The organism is Klebsiella sp. M5al (genome assembly GCF_002090195.1).
Lineage (GTDB): Bacteria > Pseudomonadota > Gammaproteobacteria > Enterobacterales > Enterobacteriaceae > Klebsiella > Klebsiella grimontii.
Genome location: NZ_CP020657.1, coordinates 4998894 through 5019694 on the forward strand (window position 1 = coordinate 4998894; position 20801 = coordinate 5019694).

Genomic DNA, 20801 nt, shown 5'->3' on the forward strand with positions numbered 1-20801 from the left:
TGCAAAATGAAACGGATGAGCGCCGATGAAGCGGCGGAGATTATCCAGCATGACCAGATGGTGGCGTTCAGCGGGTTCACGCCCGCCGGTTCGCCTAAAGCGCTGCCCGCGGCCATCGCTCGCCGCGCCGGTGAATTACATCAGGCGCAGCAGCCATTCCAGATCCGCCTGCTGACCGGCGCCTCCATCAGCGCTGCCGCCGATGATGCGCTCTCGGCGGCCGATGCCGTCTCGTGGCGCGCGCCGTATCAGACCGCCTCCGGCCTGCGGCAAAAAATCAACCAGGGGAAGGTGAATTTTGTCGACCTGCACCTGAGCGAAGTGGCGCAAATGGTCAACTACGGCTTCTTTGGCGAGATTGATGTCGCGGTGATCGAAGCCTCGGCGCTCGCGCCGGATGGACGGGTCTGGCTCACCAGCGGCATCGGCAACGCCCCAACCTGGCTGCTGCGGGCGAAGAAAGTGATCATCGAGCTGAATCACTACCACAATCCGCGCGTCGCCGAGCTGGCTGATATCGTGATCCCCGGCGCGCCGCCGCGGCGCAACAGCATCGCCATCTTTCATACCATGGATCGCGTGGGCAGCCGGTACGTGCAAATCGATCCACAAAAGATTGTCGCGGTCGTGGAGACCGAACTGCCCGACGCCGGCAACGCGCTTGATAAAATCAATCCCGTGTGCCAGCAAATCGCCGATAACGTGGTCACCTTTCTGCTGGATGAGATGGCTCGCGGGCGCATCCCGCCTGAATTTCTGCCGCTGCAAAGCGGCGTGGGCAATATCAATAACGCGGTCATGGCGCGGCTGGGTGAGAATCCGGATATTCCCGCTTTTATGATGTATTCGGAGGTATTGCAGGAGTCGGTGGTCCATCTGCTGGAAAGCGGGAAAATTACCGGCGTCAGCGCCTCCAGCCTGACGGTATCCGCCGATGCTTTGCGCAAGATTTACGACAATATGGATTTCTTCGCCAGCCGTATTGTCCTGCGCCCGCAGGAGATCTCCAATAATCCAGAAATTATCCGCCGCCTCGGGGTTATCGCCCTCAACGTGGGGCTGGAGTTTGATATCTACGGCCACGCCAATTCCACCCACGTGGCCGGGGTGAATCTGATGAACGGTATCGGCGGCAGCGGCGATTTTGAGCGCAACGCCTGGCTCTCCATCTTTATGGCCCCCTCCATCGCCAAAGAGGGGAAAATCTCCACCATCGTGCCGATGTGCAGCCACGTCGATCACAGCGAGCACAGCGTGAAGGTGATCGTGACCGAGCAGGGGATCGCCGACCTGCGCGGGCTATCGCCGCTGCAACGCGCCCGCGTCATCATTGATAACTGCGCGCACCCGCTCTATCGGGACTATTTACACCGCTACCTGGATAACGCGCCCGGCGGGCATATTCATCACGACCTCACCCACGCGTTCGACCTGCATCGTAATCTGCTTGAGCACGGCTCCATGCTCGGCTAGCCCTCCGTACCGTCGCGATCTTCCGTAATGTGCTGAAGCATCGTGGCGGTATAGCGATGGTTTTTCAGCGAATAGAGATACTCCTGCATATACATCGCGCTGCCGGGCGCATCGAAGTACTTCAGCTTCGCAGGGTTGACCAGACGCCAGGCGAAGTAGGGAATAACCGTCAAAAACTGCCCCCGCTCTACGGCGCTAATTTTGGCCATAAAGCTGTAGGGACGATAGATAATCGTCGGGTTGATCCCGCTGGGGCGCATATACGCGTCCAGCATCGCCTCAAAATTGGCCCGGTTCTGGAAGCGCATCTGCAGCCAGGGCAGCTCACGTAAAAGTTCCTGCGGCGGCCTATCTTCATAACGGCGGGAAACCAGAAACCCAAGCCGCAGCGGCGCGAGTTCGCTAATGGTCAAATTTTCCAGCTCCTGCACGCGGGCCGAAACGTGCTGCGGCGAGATAATAAAATCGAGCTGACGGTCGAACAGATTATCAATCACCCCGTTCTCGCTGAACTCCACGGCCTGGGTGGTCACCCCATCGTATTTATCGCCCAGGCTGATGAGCTGATCGAAAATTATCGTCGGATAGGTATTGTCGATGCCGATAACAACGTTGCGCGAGCGGCGCGCGGAAAAGTGAATTTCGTTATCGATGGCCGATAAGCGCTGATAAATGGGAAACAGCTTCTGATAGAGCTCCTGCCCCGCTTTATTGAGGCTGATGCTGTTATCTTTGCGGGTAAATAGCGTATAGCCTATCCGATCCTCGAGCGCAGCAATGCTTTTGCCGAAGGGAGACGCGGTCATATGAATTTTTTCCGCCGCTCTGGCGATGTTGTTAGTCTGCGCCAACAAAATGAAATTGCGCATCTTTTTCGAAATAAAGATATCCATGCTCACCTCATAGTAGAACAGGGATATATCCTTACCTCATTCAGGGAAAAGACTTGTGTCGCGCTCTCACTTTTACAGATAGTCACAGAAAAAAGCCCGGCGCGAAGGCCGGGCGATAGGATTACTGCGCCGCTTTGGGTTGTTCGGCGGGTTTCGCCGGCTCCGCAGCTGCTGGCGCAGGCTGGGTCGACTGCAGCTCAAACACCACGTCCACCTGGTCATCAAACTGAATGGTCGCCTGCTCGTAGGTTTCCTGGGCAGAAACCGGCGCCGCATCGGCCTTCATCATCCGCACCATCGGGCTTGGCTGGTAGTTGGAGACATGATAGCGAACGCTATAGACGGGCCCCAGTTTGCCGTGGAAGCCGGTAGCCAGCTCCTGAGCCTGGTGAATGGCATCATCAATCGCCGCTTTACGCGCTTTATCTTTATAAGCGTCCGGCTGCGCCACGCCCAGTGAGACGGAACGGATCTCATTCAGACCGGCTTTAAGCGCGCCATCTAACAGACCGTTGAGCTTATCCAGCTGGCGCAGCGTCACTTCAACGCTACGCACCGCGCGGTAGCCCTTAAGAATGCTTTTGCCGTTCTGATAGTCGTAATCAGGCTGGGTACGCAGGTTGGCAGAGTTAATGTCTTTCTTCGCAATACCGCTCTTCTCCAGGAAGGAGAGATACTGGGCCACGCGCTCATCGGCCTGTTTTTTAGCGGATGCTGCGTCTTTCGCGGAGACGTTAACTTCAATCGCCAGCGTAGCGATATCAGGAACCGCCGCAACGCTGGCGGTACCTGAAGTGACAATATGTGGGCCGTTCGGCAACTCATTTGCCTGAGCTGCCATTGCGCTAAATCCGAGTGCCGCCGCCAGGGCCATGACTTTTAACTTCACTGTCGTTTCTCCATATTACATTGGTCGTCTATACACAGACGCATGCTAGCAAGCTTAGCGCTTACGCGGAGAAAGTCCATCGGACAAGGCTTAGTTAAGCAGCGCCTGCACGTGGGCCAGGCCATCTTTCGCCAGTTGCAGAGCAATGATCCACATCACCAGACCCACCAGCATGTTAATTATTCGCTGCGCCTTCGCCGTACGCAGGCGCGGGGCCAGCCAGGCGGCCAGCAGGGCCAGGCCAAAGAACCACAAGAACGACGCGCTGATGGTGCCTAACGCAAACCAGCGCTTTGGCTCCATCGCCAGCTGGCCGCCGAGACTACCAAGAACCACAAACGTATCCAGATAGACGTGGGGATTCAGCCAGGTCACCGCCAGCATGGTGACGATAATTTTCCAGCGCCCCTGCTTCATCACTTCCGCGCTGGCCAGCTCCAGATTGCTGCTAAAAGCCGTTTTCAGCGCGCCAAAACCGTACCACAATAAAAAAGCGACGCCGCCCCAGGTCACCAGCGCCAGCAGCCACGGCGACTGCATCAGCAGCGCGCTGCCGCCAAAAATCCCGGCGCAGATCAGCAGCAGATCGCTGATGGCGCACAGCAGCGCGATCATCAGATGGTACTGACGGCGAATGCCCTGATTCATCACAAAGGCGTTTTGCGGGCCGAGCGGCAAAATCATGGCCGCTCCCAGAGCAAGGCCCTGAAAGTAATACGATAACATGGGGAGTGATTTCCACTGAAAGAGTCAATGCCGGGGAATATAACGCGCAAATACCATTAGATGAAATTGAAAATATTAATCATTAATAAGTAAATCTAATGATCAGATTCGAATAAAAGGCCGGGCGTACCGGCCTTTTAGAGGGGAAAACTACTCTGCTTTTTCCTGCGGACGAATCACATGCACATCCATCTGCGGATACGGGAAGCCGATGCCGTTGGCGTCAAAGTCGCGCTTAATGCGCTCCAGAACGTCCCAGTAAACGCTTTGCAGATCGCTGCTTTTACTCCATACGCGTACCACGTAGTTCACCGATGACGCGCCCAGTTCATTCAGACGCACGGTCATTTCACGATCTTTGAGGATGCGTTCATCCGATTCGATAATATTGGTGAGCAGCTGCTTCACTTTATCGATATCAGCATCGTAGGCCACGCCGATGATAAACTCGTTGCGGCGCACTGGCTCGCGGGAGAAGTTGATGATATTCCCGGCGATGATTTTGCCGTTCGGCACCACCACGATTTTGCCATCCGCGCTGCGCAGGGTCGTGGAGAATATCTGCACGTTCAGCACGGTTCCCGCGATGCCGCCAAGGTCAACGTATTCACCGGCGCGGAACGGGCGGAAGACCACCAGCAGAACGCCAGCGGCAAGGTTAGACAGCGAGCCCTGCAGCGCCAGACCAACGGCTAAACCCGCGGCGCCGAGGACGGCAATGACCGAGGCGGTTTGCACGCCCACGCGGCCCAGAGCGGCTATCAGCGTAAAAGCAATAACGGCATAGCGCACCAGCGCAGAAAGAAAATCGGCAACGGTGGCATCAATATGCCGCGCCCGCATCAGGCGATTCACAGTATTGGAAACAATGCGCGCCACGATCAAACCGACAATAATAATCGCGAGAGCCGCGACGATGTTGACGGCATAGCTCAGCAGTAATGCCTGATTGCGCACCAGCCATGAACCGGCGTTATTTATGCTATCGACAACGTTCAAATCTTCCATTCAACTTTCCTTATGGATACCCGGACGGGAAATAAAATAACCAAACCTGTAATGTCAGCCTGGTTAAGGGTAAACAATAACAGTGCGTTTTGCCAAATTGATCACATTTATTTAGCAACATTTCATATTGTTCAGATAATAAAAAAGCCCGCATTTCTGCGGGCTTCCGGGTAAGAAACGAAATTTTCTTACAGAACGTCGATCGCGTTCAGCTCTTTAAATGCCTGCTCCAGACGCGTCACCATGGAAGTCTGTGCAGCGCGCAGCCATACGCGCGGATCGTAGTATTTCTTGTTCGGCTGGTCTTCGCCTTTCGGGTTGCCCAGCTGGCCCTGCAGGTAAGCTTCGTTAGTTTTGTAGTACTGCAGGATACCGTCCCAGGTTGCCCATTGGGTATCGGTATCGATGTTCATTTTGATCACGCCGTAGCTTACGGAGTCTTTGATTTCCTGAGCGGAAGAACCGGAACCACCGTGGAATACGAAGTTCAGGCTGTTGTGCGGCAGGTTGTGTTTCTTAGAAACGTATTCCTGAGAGTCGCGCAGGATAGTCGGGGTCAGTACTACGTTGCCCGGCTTGTAAACGCCGTGTACGTTACCGAAGGAAGCGGCGATGGTGAAACGCGGGCTGATTTTGCTCAGCTCGGTGTACGCGTAATCAACGTCTTCCGGCTGAGTGTACAGCGCTGAAGCGTCCATGTGGCTGTTGTCCACGCCGTCTTCTTCGCCGCCGGTGCAGCCCAGTTCGATTTCCAGAGTCATGTCCATTTTGGCCATACGCGCCAGGTACTTAGAACAGATCTCGATGTTTTCGTGCAGGGACTCTTCAGACAGGTCGATCATGTGAGAAGAGAACAGCGGTTTGCCGGTTGCAGCGAAGTGTTTTTCACCGGCGTCCAGCAGACCATCGATCCACGGCAGCAGTTTCTTCGCGCAGTGGTCGGTGTGCAGGATAACCGGAACACCGTAGTGCTCAGCCATCTGATGAACGTGATGCGCGCCAGAGATAGCGCCCAGGATGGCTGCGCCCTGAGGAACGTCAGTTTTCACGCCTTTACCCGCGATGAACGCAGCGCCGCCATTAGAGAACTGAACGATAACCGGAGAACGAACTTTTGCAGCTGCTTCCAGAACGGCGTTGATGGAATCAGTACCCACGCAGTTTACCGCTGGCAGAGCAAATTGGTTTTCTTTAGCGACCTGGAACACTTTCTGAACGTCGTCGCCAGTGATGACGCCCGGTTTTACGAAATCAAAAATTTTAGACATGTTACGTAGTCCTGTATCTGTATCTTCGACCGTTGAAGAAGGTTCGCGAGCTTTTACGCGCGCTGAAAAACAGGCGGGTCTCCCCGCCTGAACTGAATTACTGCTTAGCGCGCTCTTCGAGCATAGCTACTGCCGGCAGAACTTTACCTTCCACGAATTCGAGGAATGCGCCGCCGCCGGTGGAGATGTAGGAGATTTTGTCAGCAATGCCGAACAGGTCGATTGCTGCCAGAGTGTCGCCGCCGCCGGCGATAGAGAACGCTTCGCTGTCTGCGATGGCGTTAGCCACGATTTCAGTCCCTTTGCGGAAGTTCGGGAATTCGAACACGCCGACCGGGCCGTTCCACAGGATGGTTTTCGCATTTTTCAGGATTTCAGCCAGTTTCTCTGCGGAAGCATCGCCCAGGTCCAGAATCTGCTCTTCATCTTTGATGTCGTTAACAGATTTCAGGGTCGCGGTTGCGGTTTCAGAGAACTCGGTTGCCACGCGAACGTCAGTCGGAACCGGGATATCGCAGGTCGTCAGCAGACGTTTCGCTTCGTCAACCAGATCGGCTTCGTACAGGGATTTACCCACGTTGTGGCCCTGAGCGGCAACAAAGGTGTTGGCGATGCCGCCGCCGACGATCAGCTGGTCAGCGATTTTAGACAGGGAATCCAGAACGGTCAGCTTAGTGGAAACTTTAGAACCGCCCACGATAGCGACCATCGGACGGGCCGGTTCTTTCAGCGCTTTACCCAGGGCGTCCAGCTCAGCGGCCAGCAGCGGACCTGCGCAAGCGACGTCAGCGAATTTGCCGATACCGTGAGTAGAAGCCTGCGCGCGGTGAGCGGTACCGAACGCGTCCATGACGAATACATCGCACAGCGCAGCGTATTTTTTCGACAGCGCTTCGTCGTCTTTCTTCTCGCCTTTGTTAAAGCGAACGTTTTCCAGAACCACCAGCTCACCGGCAGCGACTTCTACGCCGTCCAGGTAATCTTTAACCAGACGTACCGGGTTAGACAGTTTGTCTTTCAGGTAGTTAACAACCGGCAGCAGAGAGAATTCTTCGTTGTACTCGCCTTCGGTAGGACGACCCAGGTGGGAAGTGACCATCACTTTCGCACCCTGCTTCAGGGCCAGTTCGATGGTCGGCAGAGAAGCGCGGATACGCGCGTCGCTGGTTACTTTCCCTTCTTTAACCGGTACGTTCAGATCCGCACGGATAAAAACGCGTTTACCAGCCAGATCCAGATCGGTCATCTTAATTACAGACATGGTGAATCCTCTCGTTGATTCTTGATAAAGTTTTGCAGGCGCCTGCGCGCCTTACCTGAAACCTTGTGCGGCCATCGCTAACGTGGTGTCGAGCATCCGGTTAGCAAAGCCCCATTCGTTATCGCACCAGACCAGCGTTTTGATCAAATGCGCGCCACTTACCCGCGTTTGCGTGCCATCGACGATGGCGCTATGGGGATCGTGGTTGAAATCTATCGAGACTAACGGCAATTCCGTATAGTCAACTATACCATGAAATACACCCTGCGCTGCTTTTTGCAGCAACTGGTTGACTTCACTTGCTTTTACCGGTTTTTTCACCGTGACGCTAAGGTCGATTGCCGTCACATTAATCGTCGGTACCCGGACCGCAATCGCTTCAAAACGATCGTTAAACTGAGGGAAAATACGCGTGATCCCCGCAGCAAGCTTAGTATCAACCGGGATGATCGACTGGCTGGCCGCTCGCGTCCGGCGTAAATCCGGATGCCAGGAATCAATGACCTGCTGATCGTTCATTGATGAGTGGATCGTCGTTACCGTACCCGACTCAATGCCATAGGCATCATCTAACAGCTTAATGACCGGAATAATGCAGTTGGTGGTGCAGGAGGCGTTGGAGACGATACGGTGCTCGGTTCTTAATTCGTCATGGTTTACGCCAAAAACGATCGTCGCGTCGAGATCGCTGCCGCCAGGATGTGAAAAAAGCACTTTCCTGGCGCCGGCCTGAAGATGGGCTTCGCCATGTTCGCGGCTGCCGTAAACGCCGGTACAGTCAAGTACCACATCAACCGCCAGTTCCCGCCAGGGCAACGCCTCAAGGGAAGGTTCATGCAGCAGACGGATGGCATCATCGCCAACAAACAGCTGCTCTCTCTCCTGACGCACATCCCAGGCAAAGCGCCCATGGCTGGTGTCATATTTCAATAAATGCGCGATGCCGGCAGCATCCGCCAGTTCATTGATTGCCACCACGGTAATTTCCGCACGACGCCCGGATTCATACAAAGCACGAACCACGTTACGCCCGATGCGACCGAAGCCATTAATCGCAATGCGTATGGTCATAGGTCTCCTGCAAGGCTGTCCATGATAAGAGGTGGCTGACAGAGTAATGCAGCAACGCTCTAAGGGAAACCTTACCTGTCGCAAACTGCGACTGATTGATTAATTGTCGAACATTTAGACGACTGAAACGCTTCAGCTAGAATAAGCCAAACAAGGAATAAAAGGAATGATTGTCCAGCTGGAGAAAGCATTTATCTGACTTACATCACACTTTCACGCTATCTGCTGGGGAATTTATTCCATATTCCAGAATGACGAATAAGCGTAGCAATATCTTTTCGTTGCCGGACCGCTAATACTGATTTATATCAGAAACTATACTGAAGAGCGGCGATATTATTACCGTTACGTCCGAGTTTCGGAGTCCCTCTAAAATCATGACAATTCCCCACATTCAGCCCTCTGCGGCACGTTACTATGCGCTTCGCTTACTTCCGGGCGAGGAGGTTTTTTCCCGCCTGCGCGCGTTTGTGCAGCAACACCATATTCAGGCCGGCTGGATAGCTGGCTGCACCGGCAGCCTAAGCAACGTAGCGTTACGCTTTGCCGGTCAGGATCAAACCGCCTTATTGAACGGAATATATGAGGTGATTTCTCTGAATGGCACGCTGGAATTAGCCGGAGAACATCTCCATTTATCCCTATCCGATCCGCAAGGCGCCATGCTCGGCGGCCATATGATGCCCGGCTGTACCGTCCGCACCACCCTTGAGCTGGTGATCGGCGAACTGACCTCCGTGGCGTTTAGCCGTCAGCCGTGTGCGGTGTCCGGCTATGACGAACTGGTCATTTCATCCCGCTAACGTTTCACTTAAACGAGGTCTTCTATGGCGCGTCGCCAATTTTCCAGCCAGTCTCTGGTCCTGATTGTCATTGCTATCGCCATCAATATGGTCGGCGGCCAGCTGATCAGCATGCTGAAATTACCGATTTTTCTCGACTCTATTGGCACCTTAATCAGCGCGGTGCTGTTAGGCCCGGTGGTCGGAATGCTGACTGGCCTACTCACTAACCTGCTGTGGGGGTTATTGACCGATCCTATCGCCGCCGCCTTCGCTCCGGTGGCGATGGTTATCGGGCTGGTGGCTGGATGGCTGGCGCGGGCGGGATGGTTTCGCACCTTACCGAAAGTGGTGGCCAGCGGTGTCATCATTACTCTCGCCGTCACGCTTGTCGCCGTGCCTATTCGCACTACGTTGTTTGGCGGCGTCACCGGCAGCGGTGCCGATCTCTTTGTCGCCTGGATGCACTCGGTCGGCCAGAATCTGGTGGAGTCCGTCGCGATCACCGTGCTGGGCGCGAACCTGGTCGATAAAATCCTGACGGCGGCCATCGTCTGGGTCCTGTTGCGCCAGCTTCCGCTACGCACAACGCGCCATTTCCCAACCATGTCTGCTGTACGCTAAATGCATCCCTTTACCTCATTAAGCCTGTGGGCGCTCGCCGCCTGCTCCACGCTCCTCCTACCCGCGGGTGCGCCCTTAAGCCTTTACAGCGCGCTGACTTTCATCTGTTTACTGGGAATCAAGGCCACGCGGCCACGGGCAAAATACGTACTCTGGCTGATGATCCCTTTAGGGTTAGGCCTGTGGCTGGTGCACGGCGGCTGGTTGAGCGAATGGATCGCTGGACAAGCGCGTGAACCTGAACGTTGGGCCAATGCCGTCACGCTCTGGCTGCGGATCCTGGCCATCGTATCAACATCGCAGCTGTGGATGCACTACGTGCCGGTTTCGCGGTTTATGCGCGCCCTGTTTGCCTCCCGCTTGCCGCCGGGTCTCGCCTATCTGTTTGCCGGCCCGTTGCTGGTTGTCGAGCAGCTCAAACGCCAGCTGGCGATTATTCATGAGGCCCAGTGCGCACGGGGCGTCCCGCTGGATGAGGCCTGGTATCATCGTTTACGCGCGATGCCTGCATTGATTGTGCCGCTTACCCATAATGCGCTCAACGATTTAGCCGTACGCGGTGCGGCGTTGGATATGCGAGGATTTCGCCTGCATCGGACACGCACCACGCTGTGGGCACCACCGGACAGCACCTTACAGCGTTGGGCACGCTACGCCATGGTGGCGCTGATAGTCACCGAGACCGGAGTCTGGATATGGTTACATTAGAACAGTTTCGCTATCTTCCAACCCATGCCACGCGCCCACCTGCCTGCTTCGATTTTCACTACGCCGAGCCCGGTATGGTGGCGATTTTTGGCGATAACGGCAGCGGAAAAAGTACGCTTGCGCAGTTGATGGCGGGCTGGTATCCGGATTTCCTCCCCGGAGAAATTGAAGGTAAAGGAACGTTACTCGGGAACCCTATCGGACAGTTGTCGCTCGTCGAACAGGCGAGCACCGTCCAGCTGGTTCAACAATCCCCCTATCTCCAGCTTTCCGGCTGTACATTCAGCGTCGAAGAAGAGGTCGCTTTTGGTCCTGAAAATCTCTGCCTCAGCGAAGACGAGATTATGCGTCGTATTGATGAAGCGCTGACGCTGACGGCATGCCAGGCGTTACGTCATCGCCACCCGGCCACTCTCTCCGGCGGAGAAACCCAGCGGGTAGTCATTGCCAGCGCGCTTGCCATGCAGCCCAGGATATTGATACTGGATGAAGCGTTTAGCCGTTTGACGGCGCAGGCTAGCGCCATGCTTCTGGAGCGCTTGCGGCACTGGGCGCAGGCGCAGCGTTCCTTGATTATCCTTTTTGAACGAACTCCCTCGCCTTTTCTTGCCTGGTGTCAGCAGGGATGGCGACTGCATGATGGAGCGCTTTCCCCGCTATGCTGACGTTGAATCAGGTGACTTATCGCTGGCCCGGCGCGGCGGCAGACTGTTTGCAAAACATCTCGCTAAACCTCGGTGAAAACGAATGGCTGGCGCTCACCGGCGATAACGGCGCGGGGAAATCCACCCTGCTGCGGGTGATGGCCGGACTGCTACCCGCCACGTCCGGTACCGTCAATTTGCTGGATAAGCCGATGGCGCATTATAAAAATCGCCATCGCGCCGGTATGCTCGGCGTCCTGTTTCAGGAAGCTGAAAATCAAATCTTTCACAGCAAGGTGGCTGAAGAAGTCGCCTTCGGGCTGCGGCTACAGAAACGGTCTGCCGCAGAGGTTGCGCAACGCACCGCGGCAGCGCTGCAGCTTTGCCAGTTAGAGGACGTCGCCGATGCGCATCCGCTGGATTTGCATACCGCCCAGCGCCGCATGGTGGCCGTCGCCTGTCTGGAAGCGATGGCGCCAGCAGTTCTGCTGCTCGACGAACCCAGCCGCGATTTTGACCAGCACTGGCTGACGATATTTGAGGAGTGGCTTGCGGTTTGCCGCAAAAGGGGGACCAGCGTAGTGGCTATCAGCCATGACCCGGCTTTTATACAGCGCCACTTTTCCCGCATGGTGCGCCTGGAAAAGGGAAGGCTACTGAGTATTTCCTGAAAAAGAAACGGGCCGCCTGAGCGACCCGTTTTTTACGGTGACAACTAAAGTCTTTACCCGGAGGCGGTGCTGCGCACCTGCCCGGGCTACCCGACCGCACTGGCCCCGTAGCTCGGACAAGGCGCGGCTTTACCGCGCCGGAAGAGTGAAAGGACTACAGCAGCGCTTTCGCTTTCGCGACCACGTTGTCCACGGTGAAGCCAAACTCTTCAAACAGCAGCTCCGCCGGCGCAGACTCACCGAAGGTGGTCATGCCGACGATCGCGCCGTTCAGGCCCACATATTTGAACCAGTAGTCAGCGATACCCGCTTCGATAGCCACGCGCGCAGAGACGGCTTTCGGCAGCACGGCTTCACGGTAAGCGGCATCCTGCTTGTCGAACGCGTCAGTGGACGGCATGGAAACCACGCGCGCCTTCACGCCTTCGGCAGTCAGTTTTTCGTAAGCGGCGACCGCCAGCTCAACTTCAGAGCCGGTGGCGATGAAGATCAGTTCCGGCTGACCGGCACAATCCTTCAGCACGTAGCCGCCGCGGGCAACGTTCGCCAGCTGCTCTTCGGTACGCTCCTGCTGCGCCAGGTTCTGACGGGACAGAATCAGCGCGGTCGGGCCGTCCTGACGCTCTACGCCGTATTTCCACGCGATGGCGGATTCCACCTGGTCGCACGGACGCCATGTGGACATGTTCGGGGTGACGCGCAGGGAAGCCACCTGCTCTACCGGCTGGTGAGTCGGGCCGTCTTCGCCCAGACCGATGGAGTCGTGGGTGTAGACCATCACCTGACGCTGTTTCATCAGCGCCGCCATACGTACCGCGTTACGCGCGTACTCGACGAACATCAGGAAGGTGGAGGTATACGGCAGGAAACCGCCGTGCAGGGCGATGCCGTTGGCAATCGCGGTCATACCGAATTCGCGCACGCCGTAGTGAATGTAGTTACCGGCAGTGTCTTCGTTGATCGCTTTAGAACCGGACCACAGGGTCAGGTTACTTGGCGCCAGGTCAGCGGAGCCGCCGAGGAATTCCGGCAGCAGCGGGCCGAAGGCTTCAATGGCGTTCTGGGACGCTTTACGGCTGGCGATTTTCGCCGGGTTAGCCTGCAGCTTAGCGATGAACTCGTTCGCTTTCGCGTCGAAGTCAGCCGGCATGTCGCCTTTCATACGACGAGTAAACTCAGCGGCTTCCTGCGGGAAGGCTTTGGCGTAGGCGGCAAATTTCTCGTTCCACGCAGACTCTTTCGCCTGGCCGGCTTCTTTGGCATCCCACTGGGCATAGATTTCAGACGGGATTTCAAACGCCGGGTGTTTCCAGCCGAGCGCTTCGCGGGTCAGCGCGATTTCCGCGTCGCCCAGCGGCGCGCCGTGGGAGTCGTGGGTACCGGCTTTGTTCGGCGAACCGAAACCGATAATGGTTTTGCACATCAGCAGGGACGGCTTGTCGGTGACCGCACGCGCTTCTTCTACCACGCGTTTAATCGAGTCAGCATCATGGCCGTCAACGCCGCGCACCACGTGCCAGCCGTAGGCTTCAAAGCGCTTCGCGGTGTCATCGGTGAACCAGCCTTCTACATGACCGTCGATGGAGATGCCGTTGTCGTCATAGAACGCAACAAGCTTGCCCAGCTTCAGGGTACCGGCCAGGGAGCATACCTCGTGGGAGATACCTTCCATCATGCAGCCGTCGCCCATGAACGCGTAGGTGAAGTGGTCAACAATGTCGTGGCCCGGACGGTTGAACTGCGCCGCCAGAGTTTTCTCCGCAATGGCCATACCGACCGCATTCGCAATACCCTGACCCAGCGGGCCGGTGGTGGTTTCCACGCCCGCGGTGTAGCCGACTTCCGGGTGACCCGGCGTTTTAGAGTGCAGTTGACGGAAGTTCTTCAGCTCTTCAATCGGCAGATCATAACCGGTGAGGTGCAGCAGGCTGTAAATCAGCATGGAGCCGTGACCGTTGGACAGCACGAAGCGGTCGCGGTCGGCCCAGGACGGGTTCTGCGGGTTATGATTCAGGAAATCACGCCACAGGACTTCGGCAATGTCAGCCATACCCATCGGGGCACCCGGGTGGCCGGATTTGGCTTTCTGTACTGCGTCCATGCTCAGCGCACGAATAGCGTTAGCAAGCTCTTTACGTGAGGACATTTTGACTCCAGATCGGATAATGAAGGCCATGCCCGCAACGACTTGACGACAGCGCGTTTTGGGCTACGCCGGAAAAAAGTGTGAACAATGTAACCTAAGCGGCAAAGCATGTACATGGAGCATCCTTTTGCCGTTTAAGAAATCTCTGGAACACGTTGTGCTACGGCGTAATCCTCTCGCCCGCATTCTCATATAGTATTTATAATTTGCACAGGATACGGCAGGCAGCCATCGCCGTTTTTTCGGATAAATAACCATAAGATTGTGGAAGATAAAAAATGAAATTTCGTTCAGCTATTCTTGCCCTTGGGATCGCAGCAACGCTAACCGGATGCCAGAACATGGATTCCAACGGCCTGCTTAGCTCCGGCGCGGAGGCCTTCCAGGCTTACTCGCTCAGCGACGAGCAGGTGAAAGCCTTAAGCGACAAAGCCTGTCAGGAGATGGATGCGAAGGCGACTATCGCGCCTGCCAGCAGTGAATACAGCAAACGTCTGGGTAAAATCGCCGCCGCGCTGGGGGACAACATCAACGGCCAGCCGGTGAACTATAAGGTATACCAGACCAAAGACGTTAACGCCTTCGCCATGGCTAACGGCTGCATCCGCGTTTACAGCGGGCTGATGGATTTAATGAATGATAATGAAGTTGAAGCGGTCATCGGCCACGAAATGGGTCACGTCGCGCTGGGCCACGTGAAGAAAGGGATGCAGGTAGCGCTGGGCACTAACGCGGTACGCGCGGCGGCGGCCTCCGCAGGCGGCATCGTCGGTAGTCTGTCGCAATCGCAGCTGGGCGATCTGGGCGAGAAGCTGGTGAACTCGCAGTTCTCCCAGCGTCAGGAATCGGAAGCGGACGACTACTCGTACGATCTGCTGCGCAAGCGCGGAATCAATCCGGCGGGTCTCGCCACCAGCTTCGAGAAACTGGCGAAGCTGGAAGCCGGACGCCAAAGCTCAATGTTTGACGATCATCCGGCATCGGAAGCACGCGCTCAGCATATCCGCGATCGCATGGCGGCGGACGGCATCAAATAATTCTCGCCCCGGTTTGTAACAAATCGGACGTTATGGGCGGGCTCCGGACAGCGCACCGCCACCGGAGCGTACACGTCGTACGTGAGGATAGCGAGCGCTGCCCGGCTGCAAAATGGCGAGTAAAATAGTCCGCTTACTCGCCTTTTTTCGCCGCCTGGATATACAGCATTTCCAGCGCCAGGGTCGCCGCCGCCAGGGCGGTGATTTCAGACTGGTCGTAGGCCGGAGCGACTTCCACCACGTCCATGCCGACGATGTTCAGATCCTTGAGGCCACGCACCAGCTTGATCGCCCGATCGGAGGTCAGCCCGCCGATCACCGGCGTACCGGTACCCGGGGCAAACGCCGGATCCAGACAGTCAATATCAAAGGTCAGATACACCGGCATATCGCCGACGATCTGTTTCACCTGAGCGATCACGTCGTCAACGCTGCGATCGTTGACCTGGCCCGCATCCAGCACCGTGAAGCCGTTGTCCTTATCAAACTCGGTACGGATACCGATCTGCACCGAATGATGCGGATCGATCAGGCCTTCGTTCGGCGCGGTGTAGAACATGGTGCCATGGTCAAATTCGCAGCCGTTAGCGTAGGTATCGGTGTGGGCATCGAAATGTACCAGCGCCATTTTGCCGAAGTGTTTAGCATGCGCGCGCAGCAGCGGTAGCGTCACAAAATGGTCGCCGCCGAAGGAGAGCATGCGTTTACCTGCCGCCAGCAGTTTTTCCGCGTGGGCCTGCAGCTTTTCACTCATTTCACGCGCGTCGCCGAAGGCATAAACCAGATCGCCGCAGTCCACAACGTTCAGGCGCTCGCGCATGTCAAAATTCCACGGGAAGCGGTTGTGCTCCCACGCAAGGTTCGTCGACACCTGACGGATCGCCGCCGGGCCATGACGGCCGCCCGCGCGTCCGGAGGTCGCCATATCAAACGGTACGCCGGTGATGACCCAGTCCGCATCGCTGTCATACGGCATGAAATTCATCGGTAGACGCAGAAAACCAAATGCGTTGGATACCAGGGAGTTATCGTATTGATGACCTAAGGTGCTCATGGATATGACCTCTTTTACCGTCGTTGTATTGAAATACAAATATAAAAAAACCCCTCCGCGTCGTTAGGCCCGACGAGGAAGGGTTTTGAATGAGTTTATTGCTTAATTGGGCGAATTATCGCCGCAAATTTCTACGGGTTCAAGCAAGTTTGGCGAATGGCGCAATCGGCTTCGCCTTCCTCTTCCCTCTCCATTACGGAGAGGGCGTATATCACTCGTCTTCCAGATAAGTGTAGCCGTATAAACCCGCTTCGAACTCTTCAAGGAACTGCTGCTGCAGGGCGGCGTCCAGGTCCGTATTTTTCACCTGATCGCGGAATTGGGTCAACAGCGTGTTCGGATCGAGCTGCACGTACTGCAGCATGTCCGCAACGGTATCCCCTTCATCAGACAGCTCAACTTCCACGCTGCCGTCAGGGAAGACAAACACGTCTACGGCTTCCGTATCGCCGAACAGGTTGTGCATATTGCCGAGGATCTCCTGGTAGGCGCCCACCATAAAGAAGCCCAGCATAGGCGGATTCTCCGGATCGTATTCCGGCATCGGCATGGTGGTCGCAATACCGTCGCCATCCACATAGTGGTCAATCGCGCCATCGGAATCACAGGTGATATCCAGCAGCACCGCGCGGCGTTCCGGCACCATGTTCAGCCCTTCCAGCGGCATCACCGGGAACAGCTGATCGATACCCCATGCATCCGGCATCGACTGGAACAGGGAAAAGTTGACGTAAATCTTATCCGCCATGCGCTCCTGCAGCTCATCGATAATCGGACGATGCGCGCGGTTGCTGGGGTCGAGCTGTTTCTGCACTTCATGGCACATATTCAGATACAGCTGCTCGGCCCAGGCGCGCTCCTGAAGATTAAAGGTGCCGGAGGAGTAGCCGATGTGGATATCGTGCAGATCCATCTGGCTGTCGTGCAGCCATTCGCGCAGCGAGCGGCGGTTGCCGGTTTCCTGCATCTCCAGCCAGGTTTCCCACATGCTTTGCAGCGGACGCGCGGCGTCTTCCGCAGGCGGAGTCGCCTCGGTATATTCGTTACGCTCAACGCCGATAATGTTCGATACCAGCACGGTGTGGTGCGCCGTGACCGCACGACCGGATTCGGTGATCACCGTCGGATGCGGCAGACCGTTCTCTTCGCAGGCATCGCCAATCGCCCAGATGATGTTGTTGGCATATTCGTTCAGGCCGTAGTTCACCGAACAGTCGGACTGGGAGCGGGTGCCTTCATAATCAACGCCGAGACCACCGCCAACGTCGAAGCACTGAATATTCACGCCCAGCTTATGCAGCTCCACGTAGAAGCGCGACGATTCACGCACGCCGGTGGCGATATCGCGAATATTGGCCATCTGCGAGCCAAGGTGGAAGTGCAGCAGCTGCAGGCTGTCCAGATGCCCGGCTGAGCGCAGAATTTCAACCAGTTGCAGAACCTGGGTCGCCGCGAGACCGAATTTGGATTTTTCGCCGCCGGAGGACTGCCATTTGCCAGAGCCCTGCGAAGCCAGACGCGCACGCACGCCAAGACGCGGCACCACGTTCAGCCGCTCGGCTTCTTCGAGCACGATGGCGATTTCCGACATCTTCTCGATGACCAGATAGACCTTGTGGCCCATTTTTTCGCCCACCAGCGCCAGGCGGATATATTCACGGTCTTTATAACCGTTACAAACAATCACGCTGCGGGTCATACCGGCGTGCGCCAGTACCGCCATCAGCTCGGCCTTCGAGCCGGCTTCCAGACCCAGCGGTTCGCCGGAGTGGATCAGCGATTCAATCACGCGGCGATGCTGGTTAACCTTGATCGGATAAACCAGGAAGTAGTCGCCGTTATAGCCATAAGATTCGCGCGCCCGTTTAAAGGCGGCGTTAATCGAACGCAGGCGGTGCTGCAAAATCTGCGGGAAGCAGAACAGTGCAGGCAGGCGCTGCCCCTGAGCTTCACGCGCTTTCACCAGCTCGGCAAGGTCAACGCGCGCTTCCGGGACGTCAGGATCCGGGCAGACGCTAATATGGCCCAGTTCGTTAACGTCGTAGTAGTTATTACCCCACCAGGCAATATTGTAAGTACGTAGCATCTTGCTGGCTTCCTGGGAGCTCATCGCAACCTCCTGCATGGAACGTAGTACACCGTGATCGCCTGCTGACGAAGGCGAAGATAAAGACATGTCGTCAGACATAGCGAACCTCAAATTTTAGTAACAAGTGTAAAACAGTTGACTACTATCGCAATCCGAAGAAGCGATAACAACCCATAAACAGTCCGAAATCCCAGTAGATAGTGCTGGTCTTGCGGCTGAGCGACCGGTTTCTTATTCATATCATCGTAAAACACGTACCCGAACGGAGTATGACAGTCCGGAGAAACCACGAGAAAACCCTTGCTATCGCAAGAGCGCCCTTGTTCAGTGTTCCAGCAGCCTGCCGGCCCGGGAATCCTGAGAAGCGCCGAGATGGGTAGAACATCGGCTGGTTTGCATGAGAGAGATGCGGGTTGCGGGATAGTGACGCGCGACGGAACGACGCGACGAATCAGGCGAAAAACGTGGGTTCATTATCTGGTATCACCTCCACACTGCCCCGAGACGGGCCAGCGACAAGCCAAAGCTATACGTTCCAGACAGCCAGCGAAAACGCCGCCGCGGGACTCTGTCAATACAGACTGCTTAACCCGGCTGGAAGTGGCGTCACGAAGCAAATGCTCGTGCGCTGTTTTAATGAGCCGCGCGCGGCGTTTTATACCGAGAAGCGGGGTAAAAAGCAAAATAAAAATATGCGCGTTGCCGGGGATTGTCAGGAAAAATTGCCACCGCCCTTTTTCTATAAATGCGACGAATATCAAAAAAGGCTGGAAATGGGGTCAAGAACTGCCCTAAAATAGCCGTCCAGAAGTTAATCCATCTATACTGATTAACACTCAGACTGCTCGTGTCGCTACCTGCAAGCTTTGGTAGAGTCATCCGTCAAAGCCATTCTACACAACAGTATGAGCTACCCGAATCGTCCACAGGTGAAATAAAACATGGCAAAACACCTCTTTACGTCAGAGTCCGTATCAGAAGGGCATCCCGACAAAATTGCTGACCAAATCTCCGACGCCGTGCTGGATGCGATCCTCGAACAGGATCCGAAGGCGCGCGTAGCTTGTGAAACCTACGTCAAAACCGGCATGGTTCTGGTCGGTGGCGAGATCACCACCAGCGCATGGGTTGATATTGAAGAGATCACCCGCAACACGGTCCGTGAAATTGGCTACGTGCATTCCGACATGGGCTTTGACGCCAACTCCTGCGCGGTCCTGAGCGCTATCGGTAAACAGTCTCCGGACATCAACCAGGGCGTTGACCGCGCCGATCCGCTGGAACAGGGCGCGGGCGACCAGGGCCTGATGTTTGGCTATGCCACCAACGAAACCGACGTGCTGATGCCGGCGCCGATCACCTATGCCCACCGTCTGGTGCAGCGTCAGGCCGAAGTACGCAAAAACGGCACCCTGCCGTGGCTGCGCCCGGATGCGAAAAGCCAGGTCACCTTCCAGTACGACGACGGTAAAATCGTCGGGATTGACGCGGTAGTCCTGTCGACCCAGCACGCGGAAGATATCGACCAGAAATCGCTGCAGGAAGCAGTGATGGAAGAGATCATCAAACCGGTCTTGCCGACCGAGTGGCTGAACAGCGCCACAAAATTCTTTATCAACCCAACCGGCCGTTTTGTTATCGGCGGACCAATGGGCGACTGCGGCCTGACCGGGCGTAAAATCATCGTTGACACCTACGGCGGCATGGCTCGTCACGGCGGCGGCGCGTTCTCCGGTAAAGATCCATCTAAAGTGGACCGTTCCGCGGCCTACGCGGCGCGCTATGTAGCGAAAAATATCGTTGCCGCTGGCCTGGCCGATCGTTGTGAAATTCAGGTTTCCTACGCCATCGGCGTGGCAGAGCCGACTTCAATCATGGTTGAAACCTTCGGTACCGAAAAAGTGCCTTCTGAGCAGCTGACCCTGCTGGTGCGTGAGTTCTTTGACCTGCGTCCGTACGGCCTGATTCAGATGCTGGATCTGCTGCACCCGATCTACAAAGAGACGGCGGCATACGGTCACTTCGGTCGCGAACATTTCCCATGGGAAAAAACCGACAAGGCAGCCCAGCTGCGCGAAGCGTCCGGTCTGAAATAATCTCCGCACTCCCTCGATTTCAAGGCCAGACCCGCGCTGGCCTTTTTACTTTAGCTCCCCTTCGCTGACGCCGAATCCTGCCTACGCCCGCTCAAAATGGAAGCGATTACATCATATACAGAGCAAATATTTCCCTTAAATACGTGCGAAATGTAATAACGCTTCACTTTGTTACACAATATTTCAGCAAAGTCTGATTAGCGCTTTTAATTTCTTAAGCTAAACTCAATTAATGTACTGATTTAAATACATTTATAGTAATTACGTTTCTTTACTCTAGTGTAACCGATTACACAGCCGTGATTACTATCACATTTTTTTACTACGTATTTACCTACCCTACGCATCGACAGGATCAATA

At 55.8% G+C, this 20801-nt stretch carries 20 protein-coding genes; 9 read left to right on the forward strand and 11 right to left on the reverse strand.

Going from position 1 to position 20801, the window contains the following annotated elements:
- Window positions 1-6 precede the first annotated feature (6 nt).
- Complete coding sequence (locus BWI76_RS23950) at window positions 7-1473, forward strand: acetyl-CoA hydrolase/transferase family protein (RefSeq protein WP_004133565.1); 1467 nt, start codon at window positions 7-9, stop codon at window positions 1471-1473.
- Here the strand turns inward: BWI76_RS23950 and srsR are convergent.
- From srsR to epd, 7 genes are all read right to left on the reverse strand, one after another.
- Window positions 1470-2366, reverse strand: coding sequence for a LysR family transcriptional regulator SrsR (srsR, locus tag BWI76_RS23955; RefSeq protein ID WP_004133564.1), 897 nt, complete (start codon window positions 2364-2366; stop codon window positions 1470-1472). The two genes, BWI76_RS23950 and srsR, sit on opposite strands and share 4 nt — an antisense overlap.
- A 121-nt stretch (window positions 2367-2487) precedes the next feature.
- The gene (locus tag BWI76_RS23960; RefSeq protein ID WP_004133562.1) at window positions 2488-3255 is read right to left on the reverse strand and encodes an oxidative stress defense protein; all 768 of its coding nucleotides are present in this window, start codon (window positions 3253-3255) and stop codon (window positions 2488-2490) included.
- A 90-nt stretch (window positions 3256-3345) separates the two neighbouring features.
- The gene (gene argO / locus BWI76_RS23965; protein WP_004133560.1) at window positions 3346-3981 is read right to left on the reverse strand and encodes an arginine exporter ArgO; all 636 of its coding nucleotides are present in this window, start codon (window positions 3979-3981) and stop codon (window positions 3346-3348) included.
- Between the two features lie 150 nt (window positions 3982-4131).
- Window positions 4132-4989 carry a small-conductance mechanosensitive channel MscS gene (locus BWI76_RS23970; RefSeq protein WP_024358637.1) on the reverse strand — a complete coding sequence of 286 codons (858 nt, stop codon included), beginning with the start codon at window positions 4987-4989 and terminating at the stop codon, window positions 4132-4134.
- A 188-nt stretch (window positions 4990-5177) separates the two neighbouring features.
- A complete protein-coding gene (gene fbaA, locus BWI76_RS23975) occupies window positions 5178-6257 on the reverse strand; it encodes a class II fructose-bisphosphate aldolase (protein WP_004125043.1) in 1080 nt (359 codons plus the stop codon).
- Between the two features lie 97 nt (window positions 6258-6354).
- Window positions 6355-7518, reverse strand: a complete 1164-nt coding sequence (pgk, locus tag BWI76_RS23980) for a phosphoglycerate kinase (protein ID WP_004125049.1) — start codon at window positions 7516-7518, stop codon at window positions 6355-6357.
- Window positions 7519-7569: 51 nt separating this feature from the next.
- Entirely contained in the window at window positions 7570-8589 is a 1020-nt protein-coding gene (gene epd / locus BWI76_RS23985) for an erythrose-4-phosphate dehydrogenase (RefSeq protein ID WP_004133558.1), read from the reverse strand.
- Between the two features lie 377 nt (window positions 8590-8966).
- Here epd and BWI76_RS23990 point away from each other — a divergent pair, with 377 nt between their 5' ends.
- The 5 genes from BWI76_RS23990 to BWI76_RS24010 are packed head-to-tail and all read left to right on the forward strand — an operon-like array spanning window position 8967 to window position 12018.
- Entirely contained in the window at window positions 8967-9392 is a 426-nt protein-coding gene (locus BWI76_RS23990; RefSeq protein ID WP_024358639.1) for a PPC domain-containing DNA-binding protein, read from the forward strand.
- 24 nt (window positions 9393-9416) lie between these two features.
- Window positions 9417-9995, forward strand: coding sequence for an ECF transporter S component (locus tag BWI76_RS23995; RefSeq protein ID WP_004133556.1), 579 nt, complete (start codon window positions 9417-9419; stop codon window positions 9993-9995).
- Window positions 9996-10703 carry an energy-coupling factor transporter transmembrane component T gene (locus BWI76_RS24000; protein WP_004133554.1) on the forward strand — a complete coding sequence of 236 codons (708 nt, stop codon included), beginning with the start codon at window positions 9996-9998 and terminating at the stop codon, window positions 10701-10703.
- Window positions 10691-11368 (forward strand): ABC transporter ATP-binding protein, encoded by a 678-nt coding sequence (locus BWI76_RS24005; protein ID WP_024358641.1) that lies wholly within the window; start codon window positions 10691-10693, stop codon window positions 11366-11368. The genes BWI76_RS24000 and BWI76_RS24005 overlap by 13 nt, the downstream gene beginning before the upstream one ends.
- Entirely contained in the window at window positions 11362-12018 is a 657-nt protein-coding gene (locus BWI76_RS24010; protein ID WP_004133550.1) for an ABC transporter ATP-binding protein, read from the forward strand. The genes BWI76_RS24005 and BWI76_RS24010 overlap by 7 nt, the downstream gene beginning before the upstream one ends.
- A 154-nt stretch (window positions 12019-12172) precedes the next feature.
- Here BWI76_RS24010 and tkt read toward each other — a convergent pair whose 3' ends face one another.
- Entirely contained in the window at window positions 12173-14164 is a 1992-nt protein-coding gene (gene tkt, locus BWI76_RS24015; RefSeq protein ID WP_064371643.1) for a transketolase, read from the reverse strand.
- 278 nt (window positions 14165-14442) lie between these two features.
- Between tkt and BWI76_RS24020 the strand changes: the two genes are divergently transcribed.
- Window positions 14443-15201 carry a M48 family metallopeptidase gene (locus tag BWI76_RS24020; protein ID WP_004133548.1) on the forward strand — a complete coding sequence of 253 codons (759 nt, stop codon included), beginning with the start codon at window positions 14443-14445 and terminating at the stop codon, window positions 15199-15201.
- 133 nt (window positions 15202-15334) lie between these two features.
- Here BWI76_RS24020 and speB read toward each other — a convergent pair whose 3' ends face one another.
- The 3 genes from speB to yqgB form a co-directional block, all read right to left on the reverse strand.
- A complete protein-coding gene (gene speB, locus BWI76_RS24025; protein WP_004105690.1) occupies window positions 15335-16255 on the reverse strand; it encodes an agmatinase in 921 nt (306 codons plus the stop codon).
- Window positions 16256-16466: 211 nt separating this feature from the next.
- Window positions 16467-18443, reverse strand: coding sequence for a biosynthetic arginine decarboxylase (gene speA, locus BWI76_RS24030; RefSeq protein WP_024358645.1), 1977 nt, complete (start codon window positions 18441-18443; stop codon window positions 16467-16469).
- An 8-nt stretch (window positions 18444-18451) separates the two neighbouring features.
- Window positions 18452-18583: an acid stress response protein YqgB gene (yqgB, locus tag BWI76_RS24035; protein WP_075210876.1), complete on the reverse strand. Its 132-nt coding sequence runs from the start codon at window positions 18581-18583 to the stop codon at window positions 18452-18454.
- Between the two features lie 225 nt (window positions 18584-18808).
- On the opposite strand from yqgB, the gene BWI76_RS28255 reads away from it, so the two are divergent.
- Entirely contained in the window at window positions 18809-19144 is a 336-nt protein-coding gene (locus tag BWI76_RS28255) for a hypothetical protein (protein WP_138110033.1), read from the forward strand.
- A gap of 141 nt (window positions 19145-19285) precedes the next feature.
- Window positions 19286-20440: a methionine adenosyltransferase gene (gene metK, locus BWI76_RS24050; protein ID WP_004125136.1), complete on the forward strand. Its 1155-nt coding sequence runs from the start codon at window positions 19286-19288 to the stop codon at window positions 20438-20440.
- Window positions 20441-20801 lie beyond the last annotated feature (361 nt).

Bases quoted from the DNA above. Each gene is read 5' to 3' on its own strand.
- BWI76_RS24005 (WP_024358641.1), top strand. From the start codon at position 10,691: ATGGTTACATTAGAACAGTTTCGCTATCTTCCAACCCATGCCACGCGC.
- argO (WP_004133560.1), bottom strand. From the start codon at position 3,981: ATGTTATCGTATTACTTTCAGGGCCTTGCTCTGGGAGCGGCCATGATT.
- tkt (WP_064371643.1), bottom strand. From the start codon at position 14,164: ATGTCCTCACGTAAAGAGCTTGCTAACGCTATTCGTGCGCTGAGCATG.
- BWI76_RS23970 (WP_024358637.1), bottom strand. From the start codon at position 4,989: ATGGAAGATTTGAACGTTGTCGATAGCATAAATAACGCCGGTTCATGG.
- epd (WP_004133558.1), bottom strand. From the start codon at position 8,589: ATGACCATACGCATTGCGATTAATGGCTTCGGTCGCATCGGGCGTAAC.
- BWI76_RS23995 (WP_004133556.1), top strand. From the start codon at position 9,417: ATGGCGCGTCGCCAATTTTCCAGCCAGTCTCTGGTCCTGATTGTCATT.
- yqgB (WP_075210876.1), bottom strand. From the start codon at position 18,583: ATGAATAAGAAACCGGTCGCTCAGCCGCAAGACCAGCACTATCTACTG.
- speB (WP_004105690.1), bottom strand. From the start codon at position 16,255: ATGAGCACCTTAGGTCATCAATACGATAACTCCCTGGTATCCAACGCA.
- BWI76_RS24010 (WP_004133550.1), top strand. From the start codon at position 11,362: ATGCTGACGTTGAATCAGGTGACTTATCGCTGGCCCGGCGCGGCGGCA.
- BWI76_RS24020 (WP_004133548.1), top strand. From the start codon at position 14,443: ATGAAATTTCGTTCAGCTATTCTTGCCCTTGGGATCGCAGCAACGCTA.
- BWI76_RS23950 (WP_004133565.1), top strand. From the start codon at position 7: ATGAAACGGATGAGCGCCGATGAAGCGGCGGAGATTATCCAGCATGAC.
- speA (WP_024358645.1), bottom strand. From the start codon at position 18,443: ATGTCTGACGACATGTCTTTATCTTCGCCTTCGTCAGCAGGCGATCAC.
- metK (WP_004125136.1), top strand. From the start codon at position 19,286: ATGGCAAAACACCTCTTTACGTCAGAGTCCGTATCAGAAGGGCATCCC.
- srsR (WP_004133564.1), bottom strand. From the start codon at position 2,366: ATGGATATCTTTATTTCGAAAAAGATGCGCAATTTCATTTTGTTGGCG.
- fbaA (WP_004125043.1), bottom strand. From the start codon at position 6,257: ATGTCTAAAATTTTTGATTTCGTAAAACCGGGCGTCATCACTGGCGAC.
- pgk (WP_004125049.1), bottom strand. From the start codon at position 7,518: ATGTCTGTAATTAAGATGACCGATCTGGATCTGGCTGGTAAACGCGTT.
- BWI76_RS24000 (WP_004133554.1), top strand. From the start codon at position 9,996: ATGCATCCCTTTACCTCATTAAGCCTGTGGGCGCTCGCCGCCTGCTCC.
- BWI76_RS23990 (WP_024358639.1), top strand. From the start codon at position 8,967: ATGACAATTCCCCACATTCAGCCCTCTGCGGCACGTTACTATGCGCTT.